The sequence below is a fragment of the Acidithiobacillus concretivorus genome (assembly GCF_018853445.1).
Taxonomy (GTDB): Bacteria; Pseudomonadota; Gammaproteobacteria; order Acidithiobacillales; family Acidithiobacillaceae; genus Acidithiobacillus; species Acidithiobacillus concretivorus.
In genome coordinates, this window is sequence record NZ_JABELD010000048.1 from 1 (window position 1) to 22,380 (window position 22,380).

Below are 22,380 nucleotides of genomic sequence, written 5' to 3' on the forward strand. Positions count from 1 at the left end.
AATGGGCATCAGCTGGGACAAGGCCAAAGCCGACTTCCAGGAATACCTCAAACAGGTCGAACAGGGTAATGTGGAATACCTCTACAACCCCGAACTCGCCACTAACCAAAATATCAACATGAAAGCGGGCGCTTAAGGAGAAAAATCAGTGAGTGCACAGGATACAGTATTAGTCGTAGGTGCCGGCCCAGCCGGTCTGTCAGCAGCTGCAACCATCGCTTCGATGGGCAAGAAAGCGGTCATCGTCGAGAAGGAAGATATTCTCGGTGGCGCCCCGATCATCTCTGGTTACGCCAAACTGGTTCCTTCGGGTGAGTGGGCCAAGGACGCTATTGGGCGTATGGTCAGTCGGGTTGAAGGGGACGGCAATGTGGCTATCCACAAATCGACCAAAGTGACCACGGTTGAAGGGGAAGCCGGTAATTTTACGGCGACCCTGAGCAACGGTGACAAAGTCGAGGCAGGATCCATCGTGCTGGGTACCGGTTTCACCCACTTTGACTCCATCAATAAGCCGGAATGGGGTTTTGGTACCTATGAAGACGTACTGACCACCACCCAGATGGAACAGATGGTTGGTACCGGTCAAATTACCTGTCCTTCGGATGGACGGGTGCCCGAGCGCGTTGCCATTCTCCTTTGCGTAGGTTCCCGTGACCGTCAGATTGGTCGTGAATGGTGCTCCAAAATCTGCTGCACCGTTTCTACGAATCTGGCGATGGAAATCAAAGAAATTTCACCCAGTACCGACGTGTTCATTTACTACATGGACATCCGTACCTTCGGCCTTTACGAAGACAAGTTCTACTGGAAGAGTCAAGAAGAGTACAAGACCAAGTTCGTCAAGGCGCGTATTGCCGAAGTCACCAAATCACCGGACGGTCGTTTGCTGGTGAAGGGCGAAGATACTCTGGTCAAGCGTCCTATTGTGATTCCTATGGATATCGTTGTTCACGCTATCGGTATGGATCCCAATGCTCTGAATTCTGAAATTGCCAAGACTTTTGGTATTGGTCTCGAAAAACACGGCTTTATTGATCGTGCCGAGCAGTACACCAACAGTCAGGGAACGACGCGTAAGGGTATTTATGTGTGTGGTGCGGCTACCGGCCCGGAAGATATCGATACTTCTATTGCTCAAGGCCAGTCCGCTGGTTCACGTGCAGTAGCTGATCTCTACGGACAGCAGAAAGTTGCCAGCTGATATCTACCAGGATAGGAACGAAGAACATATCGTTCCTGCCACACTGCCCATTGAGCTCGACAAGGGCCTGCTCAATCGTTCTTTCTATGAACTGGAAGAAGCTTTTGAGGGACAACAGGGTCTTGCCGATCTGGTGAGCAACATGGCAGAAAAGACGGCAAGCTTTCGCCGTCTGCTACTGGAAGAACAGCAGCCCCTGACCGAAACACAAATGGAACATCTCGTCGCGCAGATGTTTACGGCGCGGCGGAAAATATGGCCGCTCATTGAGGAACAAGGTGCGGCCAAGGTTGGGGAGTTGATGCGCGACCTGCTCACCGGACACGGTGATCTGACGCAGCGCATGGCAAGGTTCGAAGAGGCCTTGCCAGCTACCGGAAAAGTCAAACGTGTCATCAGGGACGTGGCTGCTGAAGTCCTGCACTTCAGTGACCCGGAGCGGTATCCCCTTATGACCCGCTGGATTTGGGATCAAGGAACCACATCCGGAGCTATCCGCGAGTTTATTCGCGGTGGAGATTACCTCACGGATTTTCCTTTTGGTGAAAGTCCCGAGATGTTTGAGGGATTACGCCAGTGGATGCGCGAAACATTGCTGGAGTTGGGCGTATATCGTGATGTTCCCTATATGGTAGACATCATTCTCGCTCATCAGTATTCACAATATGTGCGGGCAATGGCAGAAGGCTTTTTGCGTTCGGACTTTGGCGGTCAGACCGACTTTACGGAGCAGATTCGTAAGTTGCTGGGTGTTGAAGTGCAGCGGCGGATGGGCGGGTCTCGTATCAAAAGAGACGACATTCATTGATGAATTAGGGATTAGGAGCAGCTATGGCTATTCATGAAAAAACACTGATCGATCCAGATCGGATTTTACAGCACGACCATCTGGTAGTGGACGGAGTGGATGTTTCAGGTTCCTGGAACACGATGATTACTCCTCGTACGCTCACCGACTATGAAGAAAATTTCGAAAAGATCATTCAGAGCTACAGTGGTGGCGAGAATGTGCATCGTTGTTGGCAGTGCGGTTCCTGCACCAACTCCTGCACCATGTACGCCCAGAACGTGGACTTCAATCCCCGTTACTGGATTTATCTGATTCGTCTGGGCCTGAAGGCCGAGTTGATGAAAGATAAAGACATCATCTGGCAGTGCGTGTCCTGTAACAAGTGCACCAACATTTGCCCCAAGGACGTGCGTCCTGAAGGCGTAATGAAAGCCACTGCACACTGGATGGAAGATAATGGGCTGACCCCCAAGACCCTATCCACCCATTTTGACGAAGAATTCACCCATCAGTGTATTGAGTTTGGTCGCATTGAGGACACCGAGGTTATGATGGGTTTTTTCAAGCGTTCCAACCAACCTCTGGTCCAGGCTTGGATTGTTGAATTCGGAAAGCGTTTGTCCAAGGGATTACCTTTGGGACAGTTGGCGAAAATGGGCATGAATGTTGTCTTCCGTCCGAAAACCAAGTCCTGGGGCAAGACTGGTGAAGTACTCGCAGAATATGTGAAAGCACAGAAGGAGGCTGCTCATCATGGCTAAGGTTGCATATTATCCGGGTTGTGCGCTGGAAGGTTCCGGCGGACCCTACGACAAGTCCACCCGCGTTCTGGTTAAAGAACTGGGCCTGCAGATGGAAAACCTTGAAGACTACAACTGCTGTGGTGCCATGGAGGTGAAGAATATCCACCCCATGCTGCAGACCTACATGTCCGCCCGCAATCTGGCCATTGCCAGTAAATTGCAGGGTTGTGATACGGTGATGGCACCTTGCAACGGTTGTTACCGCAACCTGAAGCAGACGGAATATGAATGTGCCACTTCCGAAGAAACCATGAAGACGGTTCAGGATCTGGCAGATAAATCCGGTGATCCGGTATATGACGGTGATGTGCGTACTTTGCATGCTCTTGAGTGGTTCATGGAGGATGTCGGTCCTGATGGCATCAAAAGCAAGGTCAAGAAAAGTCTGAACGGTCTGAAAATCGCCAATTATTATGGCTGTATGTACACCCGTCCCCGGCAGATTTTCCCGGAAAAAGATCAAGGTCCCGGTTCTGAATCCAGTTATGCACCGCATTTTATGGACGATCTGCTCAATGCAGCGGGCGCGGTAGCCGTCGATTTTTCCTTGAAAACCGCTTGCTGTGGTGGTGCGCATACGCTTTCTGACTCAGATACTTCCACGCAGTTGGTGTTGAATATCCTCCAGGCAGCCGAAGATGCCGGCGCTGAAGTCATTGCTACGGAATGCCCCACCTGTCACTCTGGCCTGGAAATGCATCAGGTCCGTGCGGAGACGGAATTCGGTATCAAATCCAACGTTAAGGTCATCTACTTCACCCAGTTGTTAGGGTTGGCTATGGGCCTGTCTGCACGTAAGGTCGGTATTCCCGACAACGTCAGCGATTCCATGGATCTGCTCGCGGCCAAAGGCATCGTATAACAAGGTTAGGAAGCGCCCCGTAATGGGGCGCTTTTTTTTACCTGCCGCTGTCAACAGGGGGAGGCTATGGAATGTAACGGATGCGAATTTCGCGCCGAATTATATTATGATCAGGAGTGTCAGATCTGGGTACGTCGTGAAGGCGACGGAACCCTGACGGTGGGTATGACGGATATTTCCCAGTCAATTGCCGGAAAAATTTTGCATGTGCGGGTGCGCCGTCCGGGTACACGTCGGCCCGTCGGTAAGCCAGTGGCAACCATTGAAAGTGGCAAGTGGGCGGGTCCGGTTCCTAACGTGTTTGATTGTGTGATTGATTTGGCCAACGAAGATGTGCTCGAAGATCCCAACCTGCTGAATATTGAGCCTTATGAAGCGTGGATTGCGCGGGTTCGACCGGTGGCATCCGTGGACGTAGCGTTAAAAAAACTGTCTACTGGGGATGCCGCATTTGAGTTGTATCGGCAGCGCTGTCTGCGCGACGACATCCATTGTGAACGGGGTATGCGATGAGTGATCATTATTTGAACGATGACGGTGAAAAGTCAGTGGTTATTGTGATGACCAGTGGCCCAAGCACTGCCCATCGTTGTGCCACGCCTTTCTATTTGGGTTCGTTGTTGTCTTCCATGGACGCAGAGGTTAAGATTTTTTGCACCATGGAAGCGGTAAAGCTCATGAAAGTGGGTGTTGCAGAAAATTTGGCAGCGATGGAGGGCGGAAAGCGGATTATTGATTTTATCCGCGATGCCAAAAATGCCGGGGCTCAGCTTTATGTATGCAGACCGGCACTTCCCGGTTATGAGATTGAAGCGGACAACCTGATTGATGAAGTGGATGAAGTGGCTTCAGCCGGTGATCTTGCTGATTTGATTTTGTCGGTTGACCGGCTATTGTTTTTTTAATTTAAAACCCGAAGGAGAAAATGATGGGAACTGTACGTGGCTGTGAAATCCCCGAAGATTTGATGTACAACGTGGATAACAACGTTTGGTTGCGCAAAGAAGATGACGGTAGCATCACCATTGGTATGACTTCTTATGCCTGTGCTTTGGCCGGTCAGATTGTTTCCTACACACCCAAGGGTGCTGGAAAAGACATCAAAAAAGACAAGTCTGCCGCGACGGTTGAATCTGGCAAGTGGGTAGGCCCACTGAAGAGCCCGGTGAGTGGCACCGTGGTTTCCAGCAATGATGATGTAGCCAAGGACCCGGGCCTGATTAACAAGGATCCCTATGGTAGTGGCTGGATTGCCAAGTTGACTCCGGCTGACTTCGCTGGTGATTCCGGCGAGCTGAAAACTGGTGCCGACGCTCTGGCCGCTTTTGAGGAAAAGATGACGGCTGATGGTTTTGGTGGCTGCTGAGTTATTCAGATAGCCCTATCCAGTCAGACGGCCGCATTTTGCGGCCGTCTAGCTTTCTTAATGCTTGATAAGGATGGAAATTAATATGAACCCATGGTTAAACGCTGTTTCGCAAGTGGAAGCATTAGAAGATCTGACGCTCAACGCTGATCTGGTCGAATCCATGCGGGAGCGTTGGTCTGGCCTGGCTGGCAGTCAGGTGGGTCGTATCAATTTCTATACGCCTTCATTCAAACACCACGAGACTTCGGAAGTTTCTGCTTGTGGTAAAAATGCGTTCCCGGCCATCTCCATTACCGGCGGTGACTGCAAACTCCAATGTGATCATTGCAAGGCCAAAATTCTGGAACCTATGATTCCGGTACGCAGTCCTGAAGAACTAGATCGCCTGGTCGATCAGATTGTTCTCGATGGTGGTCGCGGTTTGCTCTTGTCAGGTGGGTCGGACCACCAGAATGTGGTTCATTATGAACCGTATTTTCCTATGGTGCGCAAAATCAAGGATCGTTACCCCAACCTGCAAATTGCCATGCATACCGGAATCGCCACCCCGGAATTTGCCAGAGGCATGGAAGATGCGGGAGTGGATGTGGCGATGATGGATGTGATCGGCGCCCAGGACACCATCAATCAGGTCTACCATCTGCGTCGTACTGTGGATGACTTCGAGGCGGCCCTGGAAGCTTTGGTCGCTACCTCGATGAAGGTGGTTCCCCACATTGTCATCGGCTTGCATTATGGAGAACTGCTGGGTGAGTGGAATTCGCTGGAAATCATTCAACGGCATCTGCCCAGCGCTTTGGTGCTGGTCGTTATTATGCCCCAGTATGCCTCCTCCAGTCGTCCTTTTGTGACCCCACCCACCGATGAAGTCGGTAAATTCTTTATGGATGCCCGTGCTGCACTTCCAGAAACCCCGGTGTTGCTGGGTTGTGCGCGGCCATCAGGTGTGCATCGTTCCATTACCGACACCTATGCGGTGATGGCGGGCCTCAATGGGGTGGCATTCCCCTCCGATGGCATGTTGGCATTGGCCAAACATCTGGAGCGGGATGTGTTCGTGACCCCGTCCTGTTGCTCCATGATTGTCGGTGAAGAAGTGCTTAGCATGGGTGACGAGTCCACGACCATGCCTCTGGATTACGTACCTGCTGCTCCCAAGCGCCGCACCCAACTGCGCGATATTCCCATCGTTTTTACGGCCTGAGCAATGTACGTGGTACTTGTGACCAGCTTGCAGCTTCGGGGTTACCCGCAATGAACCCTGCAGCTCAGGCTCCCTGGCTGGTGGTGAATACGGGTTTGCGCCCAGCCGATGAAAACATGGCGCTGGATAAAGCTTTGCTGCAGGCTATGGGTGATCAGGCCATTCCCAATATTTTCCGCTTTTTGCGCTTTGAAGAATCGGCGCTGGTGGGTTACCACCAGTCTCCGGATCAGGAATTGAATCTGGATTTTTGCCGGGAAGAGGGCATTGCTGTTCAGCGCCGGCTTACGGGCGGTGGCGCGTTAATTTTTGATCCGACTCAAATTGGCTGGGAACTGGTCTGCCATCGGGATGCTCTGCCCAAAAGCGACATGGCGGGAATCTCCCGGAAAATATGTCTGGCGGCTGCCGCTGGTTTATCGAAGCTGGGGGTCAATGCCCGTTTCCGTCCGCGTAATGATATTGAAGTGGAAGGTAAAAAAATTTCGGGTACGGGCGGTATCATGGACGGCGATGTTTTGCTTTTTCAGGGTACCGTGCTGGTGGATTTGGACATACCCAGAATGTTGCGGGTCCTTCGGGTTCCGGTGGAAAAACTCGATGCCCATGCCATTGCATCCGTCGCTGATCGGGTTACCAGTTTACGAACTCTGCTGGGCGAGGCGCCTGAGCTGGCAACGGTTCAAGAGGCGTTGCTGGAAGGTTTCCGCTTACACCTGGGGCTGTGCTTTCAAACGGGAGAAATGCCAGAACCGGTTATGGCATTATTGCCCGATATGTTGACTGAAATCCGCGATCCTGAATGGTTGGATGTGAATAATCGTGCACGCGACGGTATGCCACTGCGCAAAGCCAGTCTGCGTGCGCCGGGTGGAACCCTGCAGGCTGAAATCCTCTGGGATAGCTTCGGTAATCGGGTGCGTCAGGTGCATTTCAGCGGGGATTACTTCATCCAACCCCGCCGCGCCATCGTCGATATGGAAGCCGCCTTGCGTAATGTGCATCTGAATGACGTGGACAGTATTCTTGCCGAGCTGTTTGTGCAGCAAAACATTGATGGTTTTGGTTTGCAGGCTGAACACTTTGCCAGTGTGCTGCGTATGGCAGCGGAGCAGCCATGAGTAAAATTAAATTGGATCTGCTGATTGTCGGTGCCGGTCCGGCCGGAACAGCTGCTGCCCGTGCTGCCGCCGATAAGGGGCTGCGGGTACTGTGTGTGGATCGTCGGGCACAAATTGGGCTGCCGGTACAATGCGCAGAATTTGTGCCCATGCCCTTGCTGCGTACTGTTCATGAGACTCAGGCGCGGGTGCAGGAAGTGGCAGGCATGATGACGGTACTTCCCTCTGGTATAGAGCATCATAGCGTCTTCCCCGGTATCATGATTGATCGGGGACGCTTTGATCAGGGGCTGGCAGAGCTCGCTCAGGCTGCCGGGGCTGAGGTGAAAACACGCAGCGCCTTTGTTGCCTGGGATGGTCGCCACGCCCAAATCAAGCTGTCCACCGGTGAGATACAAGAGATTGAACCCTTGCTGCTGATTGCCGCCGATGGTCCGCATAGCCCGGTGGCTGAAGCCATTGGACTGCCGCATCAGCAGGTAGTGTATACCCGGCAATACACGGTACCCTTAAGTTATCCCTATGCCGATACGGATATTTTTCTGTCTGATGCTTTTCCCGGCGGTTACGGCTGGTTATTTCCGCGTGGACCGGTTGCCAATTTGGGTTTGGGGGCTGATAAACGCTTTGAGGATAATCTCAAAGTGCCGTTGGAACATCTCCACCAGCAGATGGTGGAGCGCGGCATTATTGGCCCCGAAGTGCTTGGTAGAACTGGTGGCGCCATACCCGTTGGTGGATTGCGTCCCATGATCCACGATAATGTTTTGCTTTGTGGGGATGCTGCAGGATTGACGCATCCCATTACCGGCGCCGGCATACCTGCGGCGGTCATCAGTGGGGAAGCCGTCGGTTTGGCCGCTGCCGCTTTTCTGTCCGGCGATGAAGATGCGCTGGAAAGTTATGAAGAAGATATGCAGGATCAGTTCGGACCCGCTTTGCGCCGGGCTGTGCAGCGCAGAACATCTTTGGAAGCTGTATGGCGCAAGCCTGCAGCCCAGGAAGACCAGGTAATGCGATCCGCCTGGATCGCTTTTGATGAATACTTTGCCGCTTAAGGCAGATTGACAGGAGGAACGTCCATGAGTGCGGTAGTCGAAGAAAATTCTCAGACCCTAAATTTTTATCGCCCGGATTATTTCGTCAAAACACCGACGATGCGTTCCCCGGACTATGTGCAGTTAAGTACGGCGGCAGCCATTACCCTGGGTTTGGTGCCCGGCGTGATGCATCGCACCTCCTGTACCAACTGCCTGAATCTGCTGATGACCTACCCGGAAGGTTGCCGCGCCAACTGCACCTACTGTGGTCTGGCCCGCCATCGCGAAGAAAGCCGCGATTATGCCGACCGCAATTTCATTCGGGTGGACTGGCCGACGGTGCGGGTGGACGAAATGCTCGAGCGCATTGCCCAGAACAGCGACAAGGGTGATTTTCAGCGCATGTGCATCAGCATGATTACCCATCCCGATTCAGACAATGACACCATGACCATGCTCAAACGCTGGATGGAAGTCGCCCCCCATATTCCGGTTTCCATTCTTTCCAACCCGACCACCATGGAAAAGCAGGATCTCATCAACCTTAAAGAAGCCGGTGCGGACATATTCACAGTAGCTTTGGATGCTGTGACCCCCGAAATTTTTGAGCGGACCCGTGGCAAAACCGTACAAAGCCCGCATTCCTGGGATAAATACTGGCAGGCCATTGAATGGGCGGCCGAAATTTATGGACCGGAAAAATTCGGCGCCCATCTGATTTGTGGCATGGGCGAAACCGAACAGGAAATTCTTGAAGTCTGTCAGAAAATGAAGGACATGGGCGGTCATAATCACATGTTTGCCTTTTTCCCGGAGAAAGGTTCCATGATGGAAGACTGGGATCCGGTGCCTCAGGATCATTGGCGTCGCGTTCAGTTGGGTCGTTTCCTCATTGATTATGCCGGTGGCCGCTACGATGACATGAAATTCGACGAATATGGCCGGGTAGTGGACTTCGGCTATCCCGAAGCGGAGCTGGAAGACATTATCAACTCCGGTAAGCCTTTCCAGACTTCCGGCTGTCCCGGCAAAGATGACGAAGAAGTCAGCGCCTGTAATCGTCCCTATGGGGATTCTTCGCCCTCCGACATTCGTTCCTTCCCCTTCGCCCTCAATAAGGAAGATGTGGAAATCGTGCGTCGGCAGATGCGTTTGCAGGATCTGCAATTCCCAGGCTGACAGGCCTTTGGGAAAAATATTCAGCCGATTCATGATAAATTGGCTGAATGAAAAAAGGGGCTTCGGCCCCTTTTTTAATGGGGACTCCCGAAAATCCAGAAATATTTATTGTTGCTAATATACCCATATTTTAAGCGCTGATAATTGGATTAAAAAATTGATAGATCAATGTTCTTGCAACACTGTTCCTGATAAGACACAATCACCGTGTCATTAGCGACACAACTGTGGGCGGAGGATACAGATGAAAAAATCACGGATTTTAGGGGTAGCAGTAGCAGCAACTCTGGCAATGGGCATTTCCAGCAGCGCTTTTGCAACGAATGGTTATCAGTTAATTGGTATTGGTCAGTATGCGATGGGCATGGGTGGTGCGGTTGTTGCGGCTCCTGGTGACCCTATGGCTGCTCTTAGTAACCCTGCTGGTCTTTCCTGGATAGCTCCTCAGGTTGCATTTTCGGCAGAGGTTTTTAACCCTACGCGTTCAACCAATTTCGGTTTTGGAAATATTGGAAGTCACACAAATATTTACGCCGTACCTTCGTTAGGTTGGGTTGCCCCTGTAGGTCATAATCTGGTTTTTGGCGGCGGAATGTATGGTACTTCAGGGCTTGGAACGAATTATATTCAGTCTATCCCTGCACCATTCAATAAGGTATTGGGAGATTCAGTACTGGCGACCAGTAATATTCAATTATTCCAAATGTCCCCCGCGCTCTCCTGGAAAGTTAATGATCATATGAGCCTTGGTGCAGCACTGAATATTGGTTATGAATCCGCGTCCTTTCAGGAAGTTTTCGGTGGTCCAGAGGGTCAATCCGGTTTTAACCTGGCAAGTCCAAGCTCGGCATACGGTATTGGCTTAACATTAGGTATGATTTACAAAGTAAACCCTATGGTTACCTTGGGTCTTTCATACAAGACGCCGCAAATTTATACCCCGCTTAATTGGCAGGCAACTGGTCAGTTTGTTCCCACAAAATTTGTGCCATCTAGAACTGGTGGGACAGTCGAAGGTGTGTCTGGGAATTCAGGTGAATATAGTGCACATCTCAATTACCCACAGCAAGTTGCTTTCGGTATGGCTATCAAGCCAACAAAGCAATGGTTGGTGAGTGTTGAGGGCCAGTGGATTAATTGGAGCGCTACTCTTGGATCCTTTAATATTTATGGACCGTGGAATGGTACTAATGTTGTAAGCCTCCCCACTAAATGGAAAAATGAATGGGTATTCAATATCGGTACTCAGTATGATCTGACAAACTGGTTGCAGGTTCGTGCCGGTTACTGTTATGGAACAAATCCAATAGGTCAAGGTGCTGATACTACGGCTAATCTTTTGTTCCCTGCTCTTATTCAAAACTCAATTACGGTTGGTGCGACGCAGAAGCTCGGTAAAGGTTGGAAGCTAACAGAAGCTTATATGCATGGATTTAGTAATACCAATAACGGTACGCCGTTATTACCCGGATTAGAGCCTTATGTTCAGGCAGGATATGTGCAGAATACGAGTGCAAAGCTGACGGAAAACTCCTTCGGTCTGCAACTCGGTTACGACTTCTAAAACCATACCCCTCCTCAGGGTACGTGGGAGACGGGCAACCGTCTCCTTTTTTTGTGTTCAGCTTTCGGGCCCGCGTTGGCGTCGCAAAAATCCGTTTACCTTGCAACGCAAGGGGGTTTTGCGCGAAACTGGTCAGAATCCGATCAGCAAGGAATCTAAGGAAACTCATGAAGTCCATACCAATTACCGATGTCAGCAGCCTCAAAAATGAACTCAACAAATACAAGATGGGGAAAAAGCTGGAAATTCCCCGTTTTAACCAATTGGCGAGAATGGCCTATATGGGTCGTTTGGTCATGACGCCACTGGATCCCGAAGATCCTGCCTGCAAATCATTTCTGGTGCATGTGCAGGAACCTTTGGGTATGGCCGCGCACTTTATCGAGCTGGATGAAGATTTGCAGGATACCATCCTGATTCTGGATAGCGAGCAGTCCATGGCTATGGCGGGTATTATGCAGGCGGGTGTGGAAGAACGGGTACGCTGGCATGAGGCCTTGAATGAGCGGGATTTCTATTTCTCGGCTTTTTATCGTCCCAAGGATAAGGAAACCCGGGAAGAAAACGCCTGAGTTAATGCGTTTTCACCAGTTACAACACCTGACCGGGCAGCTCTGAGGGGTGCAGTTGCGCATCATCTCCCTGGGCGTGTTGTCCCCGGAGTTACTCCACAAAACCTATGTGGGGCTGGCAGAGACGCAAAGTGACAGCGACCTGCCCATCTTGCTGCTGGTACAAAGCGCGGCGCATCTGAGTCTGGGTGCCGCACAATCTGCCGGAGCGGAACTCGACCTGCGGGCCTTTAAAAAGCTGGGGGTCCCGGTGCTGCAACGATCCTTGGGGGGCGGACTGGTCTGGGTGGATGGCGGGCAGCTCAACTACTTTTTTATTTTTCCGACGGCGTGGGGTATGCACCGTGCCCCTGAGCTTTTTGACTATATCGCGCCCTGGATAGTCGCTCTTTATGCGCATTTTGGGGTGCTCGTTGAAGCACGCGATGGGCACGACTTCTGGTGCGCCGGGCGTAAAATCAGCGGGACCGGAGCAGCGAGTATCGGGCGCAGTCTGGTGCTGGGCGGTAGCGTCATGCTTCATGTGGACTGGCAGAATTTTGTCGCTTGTGTGGCAGCTCCTTCGCAAGCGTTTCGCGCCTGGCTGGTGGAGGCCTTGGAGGACAGTGTCTGGAGTTGGTCGCAACTGTCCTCCTCGCCACCTACGCCCGAGGCCATACGCTCGGCTTTTCCTAACGTGCTGGAAAAGTTGGGAGTGCAAGCGGTCGTCGAGACGGTGCTGAGTCGTGATGAGCAGCGCGCCGTGGCAGAAGCGGAACTGGAAGAGCCCGAATGGGAAGACCGCAGAAGCCGCCGCGTAGCTGCGGGCATTAAGATTAAAGCAGGCGCTTTTTTGACCGAAAGCCATTGGCCGGAAGGACCGTATTTACGTATCTGGACAGAAAATGGCTGCTTTCGTAAGGTGGAAGGCTCGCCGTGGACAGAAAGTGAGACGCAGACATTTATTGGCCTGCAGAAGGATTCCCGCGCTTTCAACGCCGCCTTGCAGCAATTAGCCGGTGACGAATACGCCCTTTGGGCGGCGCGCTTTGCCGAAACCGCTGTCTGGAAAGATTAAAAGCCGAATCCAGAATGACAGGAGATGACGAATGCCCAGTATTGATGACCGGATGCGCAAGCGTTTTATATTGATGAATAGTGATGCGGTATTGCGTCAGGCGGTGGAATCCTCTATTCCGGAAAAGTGGGAAATGACGGAAGCCACAGATCTGGATGCTTTTGATGAATGGCAGGAAATTCTCTTGCACCGCTTTATGCTGCTGAATCTGGAAGACCCGCAAATCAGTGATCCGGTGGAATTGATAGACATGATCCGCCGCGAACACCAGCTGAATATCCCTATTTTCTGTTTGGGTGGGAGCCGCGAATTGCGTGATCAGGCGCGTTCGGCGCGGGCTGACCGCTTTTTTGATCGGGAAGAAGGCTTGCAACGTCTGCCGGAATTTTTCCAGCAATTTGCCTGGTAATAAAAAAGCACGGCAAAAAATAGCGCCGCAGGCTTTGTTCAGCCGGGCGGCGCTTGATAGACCGATTGGCTCGGTGGTTCAGCCGACCTTGGCGTGGGCTTCGGTGTCCAGCAGCAGGTCATGGCTTTCGCTCTGACCTTCGGCACTGACGGTCAGGGTGGCAATGCGAATGCCGGCATCCTTGAAGGTGACTTCGTAGGAGAAAATACCCGGCAGTTCCAGGGTGCTTTCTTTCAGAGTCTTGCCCTCACAGGTTACACTGACTTTGGCGCTGCCCTGACCTTCCAGCATGGCCTGAATCCGGAAAGGATGTCCGGCGACGCGACGGTAGACCTGGGGATCGCGATTGGCGTTGTATTGCAGGTTGTTCAGTTTGACCATCTTGACGAGTTTGTTGCTCATGGTTGCCCCTTATTAATCACACTATAAAATGAATTATACACGCATTTAGCTAAAACTCTTTTATCCTAGACGAAAATCTCCCGGAGTGGTAGCGGGTTTCGCCGAAAAACCGATCAGGAGTGATGATGACCGAGTCAACACAGTTAATTACGGCACTGGATGCCGCCCATGAACGTATTGAAGCACTAGCCAGACAACAAATTGCAGGAATGCCCTTGCCCGAATTGCTGGAAGCGGGCATTGCCGAAGCACAGGCCATGTTGCGGATTATGCTGGAAGCCGAGCATAAGCCTTATGCCAGTGATGCGGATTTGCTGGAATTGTGGAAAACCCTGGTGAAGGGCAAGCCCCACTGGAATACTATTCGCGATAATTGTCGTGAACTGATTTACTACCAGAATTGTCTGAAAGCAGAGCGTCAGGATGCGCTGCCCGCCCAGCCTGAGCGGATGGTGATTCATACCCTGCGTCATATATTTCTGTATTTGCGTAGTCATGCCGAACAAAATCAAGAGGGTTGAGTAATGAGTGAAATGATTATCCAGGAACCTTTTTATCAACCCGTAGCCAATGAAGTCGGGGTGTTTATGGCGGCCTGGAGCCGCCGTTTGCCGGTCATGCTTAAAGGCCCGACGGGTTGCGGCAAAACCCGCTTTCTGGAACATATGGCCTGGCGCCTCAAGCGGCCTCTGATTACCGTAGCCTGCCACGAAGATCTGACCAGTTCAGATCTGGTCGGGCGCTTTCTCATTGAAGGGGATGCTACGGTCTGGCAGGACGGACCTTTGACCAAGGCGGTGCGTGAGGGAGCGATCTGCTATCTGGATGAAATTGTCGAAGCGCGGACTGACACGACGGTCGTGATTCATCCCCTGACGGACCATCGCCGTCATCTGCCCATTGAAAAGCTGGGCACGGAAATTAATGCGCATCCCGATTTCATGCTGGTCATTTCCTATAATCCCGGTTACCAGACGGTTTTGAAAGATCTTAAACCCTCGACCAAGCAGCGTTTTGTGGGTATGAATTTTACCTATCCCCCGGCCGAGGTGGAAACCCGGATTGTCATGAAAGAGGCGGGGCTGGATGAATCCCGCTCCAAGGCCCTGGTGGCGGCAGCAGATAAAGCCCGTAATCTTAAAGATCAGGGTCTGCAGGAAGTGACCTCGACGCGCGCGCTGATTTACGCCGGAGCGTTGATGGTGGCGGGACTGGAATCTCTGGAAGCCTGCACTATGGCGATCATCAACCCGCAAACCGATGATCCGGAATTAAGTGAAGCCTTGCTGGAAATTTTCCGGACTTTTTTCCCGGAACGCTAAGGAGCTTTCATGTCGGAAGCGACCGAAGAAATCCTCGAGCATCTGGCGGCCATCAGTTTTGTGGCCGGGCGTGATGCCCGCGAAGCGCTGCCTGCAGTAGCGCCTCTGGGAGAAGAAGCCTCCCTGCGCTTTCTGGAAACAGGCAGAGACCTGTTTTTTTATGACCGGGAAGCTGGCAAGGCCTTTTTCCATGCTACGGCCAACATGGTGGCAACTTTTGGCGGTCTGGACCCCTGGCTGGAACAGGCGCGGCAGTTTCTGACTCAGCGCGGAACCTTTCGCGCCGTGGTTGGTTTTTTTGCGCAGGCGGCCACGGTGCGTAAAAACTGGGGAGTCGAAGGCGAGGCGCTGTGGTTCAAGCTGGGGGCGGCCTGGATTGACCGTCATGTAGATAGTGCTGCGGCTTATTTCCGGATGCCGGTAGCGACGCTTTTTGGGGATAACGGCACCGCTGGCCTGACTGCCCTGCTGCAACCCGCTGACAGCCTGGCTAAAGGCCGTCTGGGGTTGGGGACTTATCTGGATGGCGCCATCAAGGTGCGCGGTATCTGTGGTCTGGACGGTGTGGCGGAATGGGCGCGACGCGGGGCAGATGTGCTGGCTGCCGGTCGGATTCGGGGTGAGGCCTGGTTCCGGCTGGAAAGTGATGAAGCCCGCAGTTTTCTGCTGGAGGTGCTGCCCGGTTTTCGGATGGGAACCCACAAGCGGTTGTTTGGTTTGTTGCTGCAGGCCTGGACCGGATTGCATTTGCCTTTGGAAGAGGGCGACTGGAGTCTGGAAGGGGGCCGCAGTTTTCTGGAAACCGATGGCCGCAGTCTGTTTGTGCCGGCGGTCATGCCGGATCGGGAAGAAGCCCTGCTGGCTTTTTACCATACCGGTGCGCATCTGGCTTATGACAGCTATGAGCAGGATGCCATCCACGCTCTGTTTGCGGAAATTGGTATGGAGCATCCTCCGCTGGACCCCGATCAGCGTATTACCTGGCGGCCGTTGTTTGCCCAGTTTGGTGAAGACCTGATTCGTTTCCAGATGATTTTTGATTTGTGCGAAGACCTGCGCGTAGATGTAGCACTGGATCGGGAAATGCCAGGATATATCGCTCGGTTGCTACGGGCGGCCCGCAAGCACGGACTGCCTGAGGGCGTGGCTGCTGCCTATTATGAACAGGCCCAGCGTTATCTGGAAGATTACCAGCAAGGTCGGTTGAGCCCTGATTTGGCGGAGCTGACCCGTTGTGAAGCCGGTATTGTGGATGCCTTCCGGGTGGCTATGGGGTTGTATGCCACAACCATCCTGCCGCCTTTGACCCTCACGGAGCGTGCCCGCGCTTATTTGCCCGGTCATTCGCCCAATGCTGCAAGGCCCGTCTATCCCCGGCAAAAACACGGCAACGATGGACCGGAAGTAGAGGGTGACAGTGCTCTGGGTGCGGCGGGTCATCAGGAAAAACCCAAGGAAACCCCACAGGCCGCCGAGGGGAATGACCCGGACATGGAAATCCCGCCCGAAGACATTCAGGGTACGGGCGGGCGCGTGGGTGTGGGGATTCCTTTGCCAGCCAAGGTGGCGGGCAGTGGTCGGGGTGTGAAAGGTCCCAAGGGCGGCTGGCCCTACCGCGAGTGGGACTACCGCCATCAGCAGTACAAAATGGACTGGGCGCGGGTGCACGAGCGTAAGCTGCGCGAAAAAGATGAAGCCAAGGCCATTGAAATAGCCGCCGAATATGATGGGACTTTGCGGCGTCTGAAGCGCGCTCTGCAGGCCCAGAAGCCGACCCGGATGTCTCCCCGTCGTCGTCAGTATGAGGGGGATGAACCCGATCTCGAAGCCGCTGTGCAGTTTCTGATTGAAAAACGTGCCGGACGTTCGCCTAAAGCCAGCGTGTATTTGCAGCGCCGTCCCCAGCAAAGGGATACGGCAGTGCTGCTGCTGGCCGATCTTTCCACTTCCATCATGGCCGAAGCAGGAGATTCCGGGGTGCGGGTAGTGGACCGGCTGCGTGCGGCCATGCTGCTTTTTGGCGAGGCTTTGCTGGAAGTGGGGGATCCCTTTGCGGTCTATGGTTTTGCGAGCAAATATCATGATGAGGTGCTGATGTATCCCATCAAGCGATTCACCGACAAATTTGACGCAAGAGCCAGGGCCCTGCTGGGAGGCTTGTCTGGGCGTCTGGCGACGCGCATGGGCGCGGCTATTCGCCACAGCAGCAAACTGATGCTGCGCAGCCCCGCCCAGCGCCGCCTGTTACTGATTCTCTCCGATGGTCGTCCGGCAGATTATGATGACGGGGGAGATGCCCGCTATTTGCAGGAAGATACCCGCATGGCGGTGCGGGAAGCGCTGGAACTGGGTATTCACGCCTTCTGTATCAGTCTGGATCCCCAGGGTGGAGAATATTTGCCACAGGTTTTCGGGCAGGGACATTATCTGGTACTGCCGCATCTGGATAGCCTGCCAGCGCGTCTGCCCGAAGTGTACCTGCGCCTGCGGGGGCATGGCTGATGAATGAGAAAGAATTGCTGCAGCCCCGGCTGGCGGCCACCCGTCCGGCCCGCTTTGTCGGCGCTGCCCGCTATCGCCGCGCCAGTTATGGCAGTAATCATCCGCTGGCAATTCCGCGCGTTTCCCTGACTCTGGATCTGATCAACAGTTATGGCGCTATTACTCCCGAAGAATATTGCCTGGGGCGTCCAGCCAGTCATCAGGAGCTGTTTGGTTTTCATACCCGCGATTATATTCAGGCCTTTGAGCGTGCGCAGTTTCGCGGTAATGTCCGTGATACCGATCGTAAACAATATCAACTGGGCACTCTGGAAAATCCATATTTCCCCGGTTTTTTTGATACCCCCAATCTGGCTACGGGGTCCAGCATATTGGCCGCAGAGCAGGTATTGCAGGGTTATACCGCGTTCAGTCCGGCAGGTGGCATGCACCATGCGGCACCTGGCCAGGCGCGCGGATTTTGTTATCTGAATGATCCGGTGCTGGCTATCCAGCATCTGCGCAAGGCCGGGCTGCGGGTGCTGTACTGGGATATGGACGCCCATCATGGCGATGGGGTAGAGGCAGCTTTTTATGCGGATCCTGATACCTTAACGGTTTCCCTGCACATGGACACGGCTTATGCCTATCCTTTTCAGGGTGGCGGGCTGGATGACCATGAAGGAATGGCGGTTAATCTGCCCCTGCCAGCAGAAATCAACGACACGGAATATGCGGCAGTTTTCGAAGCCTTATGGTCCCGGGTCATGCGGCAGTTTTCCCCAGATGTGGTGGTCTTGCAGGCAGGTACGGATATTTTGTCTCCTGATCCGCTGAGCAAATTCCGGATATCCAATGGACTGTTCTGGCAGATGCTCCGGCGTCTGCTCGCCGAAAGCCCGCGTTTGCTGGTGCTGGGTGGAGGAGGGTATCATCCCATTGCTTTGGCACGCTGCTGGACCGGGGTCTGGGCGATTTTGTCCGGACGGACACTGGATGAAAATCTGCCGGAGTCAGGCCGCGTCCTGCTGGAAGGCGTGGAATGGGATCTGGACGATGAAGAGGCCCCCGATTATAGCCGTCAATTCCAGTACCTGGATGATCTCCCCTTGCCGGGTTCCTTGCGGACTGAGGTGACGGATCGCCTGGATTATCTGTTCCACCATCATCCTCTTTTTGCAAACAGGAGAAACGCTGCGTGAATGCTGCGGATAACACATTGATTCCCGGAGCCGCCAATAGTGTCGGCAGTAAGGCTTATGTAGCGCGTTTTGCAGAGACTCTGGCGGAAGAACATTTCAGCGATTTTCTGAATACCCGGATCAAGTTGTCCTCGTTGGGGGTGGGCACATTCCCCGGCGCGGTGGATGACGTGACCGATTTGGCCGTTGCGGCCATTGTTGCTCAAGCCCTGCAGTCCGGGATTAACGTGATTGATACCGGTGCGAATTATCGTTTTGGCCGGGCTGGTCGGGCGGTGGGTGCCGGTATTGCCAAGGCCATGGCGGCGGGAATTCTCCGCGAGGAGTTTTTTGTGGTGGGCAAGGGCGGGTTCTTGACCTTTACTGGCGGGCGTCCCGAAGATCCTCTCGCCTTTTTCCGTGAGGAAGTGGTGGCTAAAGGCTTGGGCAAGGAAGAAGACCTCGCCCAGAATGTGCATTGTCTGAGTCCCGAATATATTGCCTGGCAACTGGATGATTTACGCAGCCAAACCGGCCTGGAAACCCTGGATGTGTTTCTGGTGGATCAGCCGGAGGTGCATATTCCGCTGATTGGCAAAGAACGCATGTACCAGAAGTTGCTCCAGGTCTTTACCGTGTTGGAACAGTCGGTTAAAGAAAACAAAATTCGTTATTACGGCATCTCTACCTTCAATGCCTGTCGGGTGGAAACCGATCATGCCCTGTTCCAGTCCCTGACCAGTCTGATTGGCCTGGCCGAGAAGGCGGCCGGTGAAGGCAACAGGCACCATCTGCGGGTAGTGGAACTCCCCTTTAATGCCCTGATGCCCGAAGCCTATACGCGCTTCAGTCAGGTTACTGGACAGGGAAATATTGGTTCGACCATTCAGGCTGCTTTTCAGCTCAAGCTGACCGTCATGGCCAGCCATACCCTGGGTAAAGGATTGCTGGCCCAGGAAGAAATCCCTTCCTTGCAGGAAGGGATTCCCGAACTAGCCAATGCGGCGCAACGGGCCATTCAGTTTGTGCGCTCGACACCGGGCATTGGTGTTACCCTGGTGGGAATGAGTTCACCCCTGCATCTGGCAGATTTTTTGGCGGTGGCCAAGCAGCTCCCCTTACCCAAAGAACGTTATCTGGCAATGTTTGAAAAGGAAAAATAATTTTTGAGAAAAGCGTGCATTAACATAAAACGTTTTTGACTCATGGCATAATTTGCTCGTGTTTCTTGTGATGGTGCTATACTCGTATATCTTTTTAAAAGCAGGATCCTGATATGCTGGCCATCCGACTCCCTGCCGAAGTGGAAACTCGCCTCGAAGCTCTGGCGCAGGCCACCGGGCGTACCAAAACTTTTTACGCTCGCGAGGCTATCCTTGAGCACTTGGACGACCTTGAAGATTTGTACCTTGCAGAGCAACGTCTGATTGATATTCGGGCAAGTCGAAGCCGCACTTATACACTGGATGAGGTGGAGCGCGATCTTGGTCTGGCGGATTGAGTTCGATGACAAGGCCAGGAAGGAGTTGGCTGCATTGGATAAGTCTGTCGCCCTACGCATCATTGCGTTTCTGCGCGAGCGTGTTGCGGCACTTGAGAATCCTCGCAGCATTGGCGAAGCCCTCAAAGGCTCCAAACTGGGAATTTTCTGGAAGTATCGTGTAGGGGATTATCGAATCATAGCCAGCATTGAGGATGGCACGATGACCATCCTCGTTGTGCGCATTGGCAATCGCAAAGAGATTTATCGAAAAGCATAAGTCTCAAACATCCAGTTCCACCTAATGATCTTTGGGCTTTTCGCCTTTGGGCGCGCTGGCAATTTCCCGCAACAATTTTTCCTGTTCCGCAAAAGACATGCGTCTTTGTCCCGGGGCAAAACCCTTGTTGGCAGGGTTTTGTGTAGCAGGATGTCCGGCCCGTTCACTTTCCTTGGTGGCTGTATAGTTTTGTAACTCACGTTGCCACTGGGCAGGTGCTTCGCCCGTATCCGTGCGACCCTGATAACCAGCAGGCGCTGCAGGGGTTTGTCGGGCAAACCAGTTGGCCTTGCGCAACTCCTTGTTATAGATGCTGATCCAGTGGCTGATGCGGCTAAGATCCCAAAGGGCGAATGCCAGCATCAGAACGGCCAGGCCAATGGCTTCCCATAACAGCCCCAGTATGGCCAGTACCACCACGGCAGCCGTCACCAGCGGAAATACCCAGGCCCAAGATTCTTCCAGATAAAAACGATGGGCGCCAAAGGGGAACAAAAACCAGTATAGATAGGCCCATAGAGGTTTTTTCTGGAGTTTTTGCAAGCGAATTTGTAAACTCTGTACCCCGGCGCCTTGCAGATCGAGCTTTTCCCAAGCCTTGGGCATGGGTTATCCTCCTTAAATACTGTATTGAAGCGCTCAGATATTACCCCTAAACTCATTAAAAGTCGCGGGTGACTAAGGATTTCCATGGCAGATCGACGGTTACAGGTTTTTCACACGGTGGCAAGGATGCTCAGCTTTACCAAAGCGGCAGATACTTTGCACATGACGCAGCCTGCGGTGACTTTTCAGGTGAAACAGCTTGAAGAGCAATTCAATACGCGGTTGTTTGACCGTACCCATAATCGCATCAGCCTCACTGAAGCGGGCATGGTGGTGTACGAATACTCAGAACGCATCATTTCCCTGTACACGGAAATGTCTAATCGTGTCGGAGAAATGACCGGAGACTTGCGTGGTCATTTGCTGATCGGAGCCAGTACCACTATTGCCGAGTATATGCTTCCCCGCCTGCTCGGTGATTTCAAAATGAAATATCCGGACGTGCAGGTACGTCTGCATGTTGGTAATACCGACAAAATTGTCCACATGATTGAAGATAACAGTATCGATTTGGGACTGGTGGAAGGCGTGGTGACCAATAAAAGTCTGGCCACGCTCAAGTGTTGCATGGATTCCATGATTGTCATCGCCCAGCCTGATCACGCTTTGGGCCTTCATGAAAGCGTGTCTGCTCAAGAGCTGCTGGATTATCCCTTTGTGTCCCGCGAAGAAGGTTCCGGCACCCGGGAAGTCACCATGGAGTATCTGCATCAGGCCGGCATCGATACGGATGATCTGCATATCACCATGGAATTGGGTAGCCCAGAGGCGGTCAAGGGCGCGGTGGAAGGGGGGCTCGGCGTGGCCATTGTCTCCGAGGCCACGGTGCTGAAAGAGTTGGCCCTGGGCACCTTGCTGGCCCGTCCTCTGAGCCCGGCTCTGGCAAGACCGTACTTTTTTGTGTACCAGAAACAAAAATTCCGCAGTCTGGTTATGGATGAATTTCTGGAGTTTGCCAAGGAACGTTGCAGCAAGGACATGTTGGCCATGCCGGTGCGTCGCGAGGTCTAATCAACGAGAAGTTTTGAGGAGTATGAATGAAGCATTTTGCAGTCGTGCAGCACAGTTATTCCGAATTTCTGGGAATCGTGGAAAGCCAACTGGAAAAGCGCGACATCGGTTTCAGTTATTTTCGGGTTTTTTTGAGCGGTGAATTACCGGGGAATGCCCTGACTTTTGATGCCCTGTTTTTGTTGGGTGGGCCGATGTCTCCGCTGGAAACAGAAAAACACGAATGGCTGGAACAGGAAATTAAAACCATTGCCATGTTCCGTAAAAACCGCAGACCGGTAGTGGGTTTCGGGCTGGGCGCGCTGCTGCTGGCTAAATATGAGGGCGCAGAATTGCAACTCGAACCTTATCACAACGCCTATTTTACGACGGCGCATGCCACGGAGGCGGGTAAAAACGATCCTCTGGCTCAGGCCGTGGACGGTGCCAAGGTGATGGTCTGG

At 53.0% G+C, this 22,380-nt stretch carries 26 protein-coding genes; 24 read left to right on the forward strand and 2 right to left on the reverse strand.

The genetic code is table 11. The annotated features are described in order from the left end of the window. Positions 1-148 precede the first annotated feature (148 nt). The 15 genes from HJG40_RS06570 (at position 149) to HJG40_RS06640 (ending at position 13,174) form a co-directional block, all read left to right on the forward strand. A complete protein-coding gene (locus HJG40_RS06570; protein WP_215863448.1) occupies positions 149-1,204 on the forward strand; it encodes a CoB--CoM heterodisulfide reductase iron-sulfur subunit A family protein in 1,056 nt (351 codons plus the stop codon). Then, positions 1,194-2,012, forward strand: coding sequence for a hypothetical protein (locus HJG40_RS06575; RefSeq protein ID WP_215863449.1), 819 nt, complete (start codon positions 1,194-1,196; stop codon positions 2,010-2,012). Before HJG40_RS06570 ends, HJG40_RS06575 begins: the two co-directional genes overlap by 11 nt. Before the next feature lie 23 nt (positions 2,013-2,035). Next, positions 2,036-2,755 (forward strand): 4Fe-4S dicluster domain-containing protein, encoded by a 720-nt coding sequence (locus HJG40_RS06580; protein WP_215863450.1) that lies wholly within the window; start codon positions 2,036-2,038, stop codon positions 2,753-2,755. Next, positions 2,748-3,659: a CoB--CoM heterodisulfide reductase iron-sulfur subunit B family protein gene (locus HJG40_RS06585; RefSeq protein WP_215863451.1), complete on the forward strand. Its 912-nt coding sequence runs from the start codon at positions 2,748-2,750 to the stop codon at positions 3,657-3,659. The genes HJG40_RS06580 and HJG40_RS06585 overlap by 8 nt, the downstream gene beginning before the upstream one ends. A gap of 66 nt (positions 3,660-3,725) precedes the next feature. Continuing rightward, a complete protein-coding gene (locus HJG40_RS06590; protein WP_010637288.1) occupies positions 3,726-4,172 on the forward strand; it encodes a biotin/lipoyl attachment domain-containing protein in 447 nt (148 codons plus the stop codon). Then, the gene (locus HJG40_RS06595) at positions 4,169-4,564 is read left to right on the forward strand and encodes a DsrE family protein (protein ID WP_010637289.1); all 396 of its coding nucleotides are present in this window, start codon (positions 4,169-4,171) and stop codon (positions 4,562-4,564) included. Before HJG40_RS06590 ends, HJG40_RS06595 begins: the two co-directional genes overlap by 4 nt. A gap of 20 nt (positions 4,565-4,584) precedes the next feature. Beyond that, the gene (locus HJG40_RS06600) at positions 4,585-5,025 is read left to right on the forward strand and encodes a glycine cleavage system protein H (protein WP_226832646.1); all 441 of its coding nucleotides are present in this window, start codon (positions 4,585-4,587) and stop codon (positions 5,023-5,025) included. Between the two features lie 85 nt (positions 5,026-5,110). Beyond that, a complete protein-coding gene (locus tag HJG40_RS06605) occupies positions 5,111-6,232 on the forward strand; it encodes a radical SAM protein (RefSeq protein WP_024892999.1) in 1,122 nt (373 codons plus the stop codon). 50 nt (positions 6,233-6,282) lie between these two features. Next, positions 6,283-7,353: a lipoate--protein ligase family protein gene (locus HJG40_RS06610; protein ID WP_215863452.1), complete on the forward strand. Its 1,071-nt coding sequence runs from the start codon at positions 6,283-6,285 to the stop codon at positions 7,351-7,353. Then, complete coding sequence (locus HJG40_RS06615) at positions 7,350-8,411, forward strand: geranylgeranyl reductase family protein (protein ID WP_215863453.1); 1,062 nt, start codon at positions 7,350-7,352, stop codon at positions 8,409-8,411. Before HJG40_RS06610 ends, HJG40_RS06615 begins: the two co-directional genes overlap by 4 nt. 24 nt (positions 8,412-8,435) lie before the next feature. Continuing rightward, positions 8,436-9,572 (forward strand): radical SAM protein, encoded by a 1,137-nt coding sequence (locus tag HJG40_RS06620; RefSeq protein ID WP_142087337.1) that lies wholly within the window; start codon positions 8,436-8,438, stop codon positions 9,570-9,572. Positions 9,573-9,816: 244 nt separating this feature from the next. After that, positions 9,817-11,136, forward strand: a complete 1,320-nt coding sequence (locus HJG40_RS06625) for an OmpP1/FadL family transporter (protein WP_215863454.1) — start codon at positions 9,817-9,819, stop codon at positions 11,134-11,136. Positions 11,137-11,303: 167 nt separating this feature from the next. Then, entirely contained in the window at positions 11,304-11,708 is a 405-nt protein-coding gene (locus HJG40_RS06630) for a hypothetical protein (protein ID WP_024893003.1), read from the forward strand. A 49-nt stretch (positions 11,709-11,757) separates the two neighbouring features. Beyond that, positions 11,758-12,765 (forward strand): lipoate--protein ligase family protein, encoded by a 1,008-nt coding sequence (locus tag HJG40_RS06635; RefSeq protein WP_215863455.1) that lies wholly within the window; start codon positions 11,758-11,760, stop codon positions 12,763-12,765. A gap of 31 nt (positions 12,766-12,796) precedes the next feature. After that, complete coding sequence (locus HJG40_RS06640; protein WP_215863456.1) at positions 12,797-13,174, forward strand: hypothetical protein; 378 nt, start codon at positions 12,797-12,799, stop codon at positions 13,172-13,174. 78 nt (positions 13,175-13,252) lie between these two features. On the opposite strand, the gene HJG40_RS06645 is transcribed toward HJG40_RS06640, so the two are convergent. Beyond that, on the reverse strand, positions 13,253-13,576 hold the full coding sequence (locus tag HJG40_RS06645; protein ID WP_024893006.1) for a hypothetical protein: 324 nt from the start codon (positions 13,574-13,576) through the stop codon (positions 13,253-13,255). Between the two features lie 122 nt (positions 13,577-13,698). Between HJG40_RS06645 and HJG40_RS06650 the strand changes: the two genes are divergently transcribed. The 7 genes from HJG40_RS06650 (at position 13,699) to HJG40_RS06680 (ending at position 20,320) form a co-directional block, all read left to right on the forward strand. Further along, complete coding sequence (locus HJG40_RS06650) at positions 13,699-14,097, forward strand: hypothetical protein (protein ID WP_226857261.1); 399 nt, start codon at positions 13,699-13,701, stop codon at positions 14,095-14,097. A 3-nt stretch (positions 14,098-14,100) separates the two neighbouring features. Further along, positions 14,101-14,898, forward strand: a complete 798-nt coding sequence (locus HJG40_RS06655; protein WP_010637306.1) for a CbbQ/NirQ/NorQ/GpvN family protein — start codon at positions 14,101-14,103, stop codon at positions 14,896-14,898. 9 nt (positions 14,899-14,907) lie between these two features. Continuing rightward, the gene (locus tag HJG40_RS06660) at positions 14,908-17,400 is read left to right on the forward strand and encodes a nitric oxide reductase activation protein NorD (RefSeq protein WP_215863457.1); all 2,493 of its coding nucleotides are present in this window, start codon (positions 14,908-14,910) and stop codon (positions 17,398-17,400) included. After that, complete coding sequence (locus tag HJG40_RS06665) at positions 17,400-18,581, forward strand: acetoin utilization protein AcuC (protein ID WP_215863458.1); 1,182 nt, start codon at positions 17,400-17,402, stop codon at positions 18,579-18,581. Before HJG40_RS06660 ends, HJG40_RS06665 begins: the two co-directional genes overlap by 1 nt. Continuing rightward, entirely contained in the window at positions 18,578-19,723 is a 1,146-nt protein-coding gene (locus HJG40_RS06670) for an aldo/keto reductase (protein ID WP_215863459.1), read from the forward strand. Before HJG40_RS06665 ends, HJG40_RS06670 begins: the two co-directional genes overlap by 4 nt. Positions 19,724-19,836: 113 nt before the next feature. Next, entirely contained in the window at positions 19,837-20,061 is a 225-nt protein-coding gene (gene relB / locus HJG40_RS06675; protein ID WP_215863460.1) for a type II toxin-antitoxin system RelB family antitoxin, read from the forward strand. Next, the gene (locus HJG40_RS06680) at positions 20,045-20,320 is read left to right on the forward strand and encodes a type II toxin-antitoxin system RelE family toxin (RefSeq protein WP_215863461.1); all 276 of its coding nucleotides are present in this window, start codon (positions 20,045-20,047) and stop codon (positions 20,318-20,320) included. The genes relB and HJG40_RS06680 overlap by 17 nt, the downstream gene beginning before the upstream one ends. A 21-nt stretch (positions 20,321-20,341) precedes the next feature. On the opposite strand, the gene HJG40_RS06685 is transcribed toward HJG40_RS06680, so the two are convergent. Beyond that, positions 20,342-20,926 (reverse strand): TM2 domain-containing protein, encoded by a 585-nt coding sequence (locus tag HJG40_RS06685; protein WP_215863462.1) that lies wholly within the window; start codon positions 20,924-20,926, stop codon positions 20,342-20,344. An 84-nt stretch (positions 20,927-21,010) separates the two neighbouring features. Between HJG40_RS06685 and HJG40_RS06690 the strand changes: the two genes are divergently transcribed. Together HJG40_RS06690 and HJG40_RS06695 are read left to right on the forward strand one after the other, a co-directional pair. Next, positions 21,011-21,937, forward strand: coding sequence for a selenium metabolism-associated LysR family transcriptional regulator (locus HJG40_RS06690; RefSeq protein ID WP_142087321.1), 927 nt, complete (start codon positions 21,011-21,013; stop codon positions 21,935-21,937). A gap of 26 nt (positions 21,938-21,963) precedes the next feature. Continuing rightward, the coding region (locus HJG40_RS06695; RefSeq protein WP_438263561.1) for a glutamine amidotransferase-related protein at positions 21,964-22,380 on the forward strand (417 nt) is incomplete at its 3' end.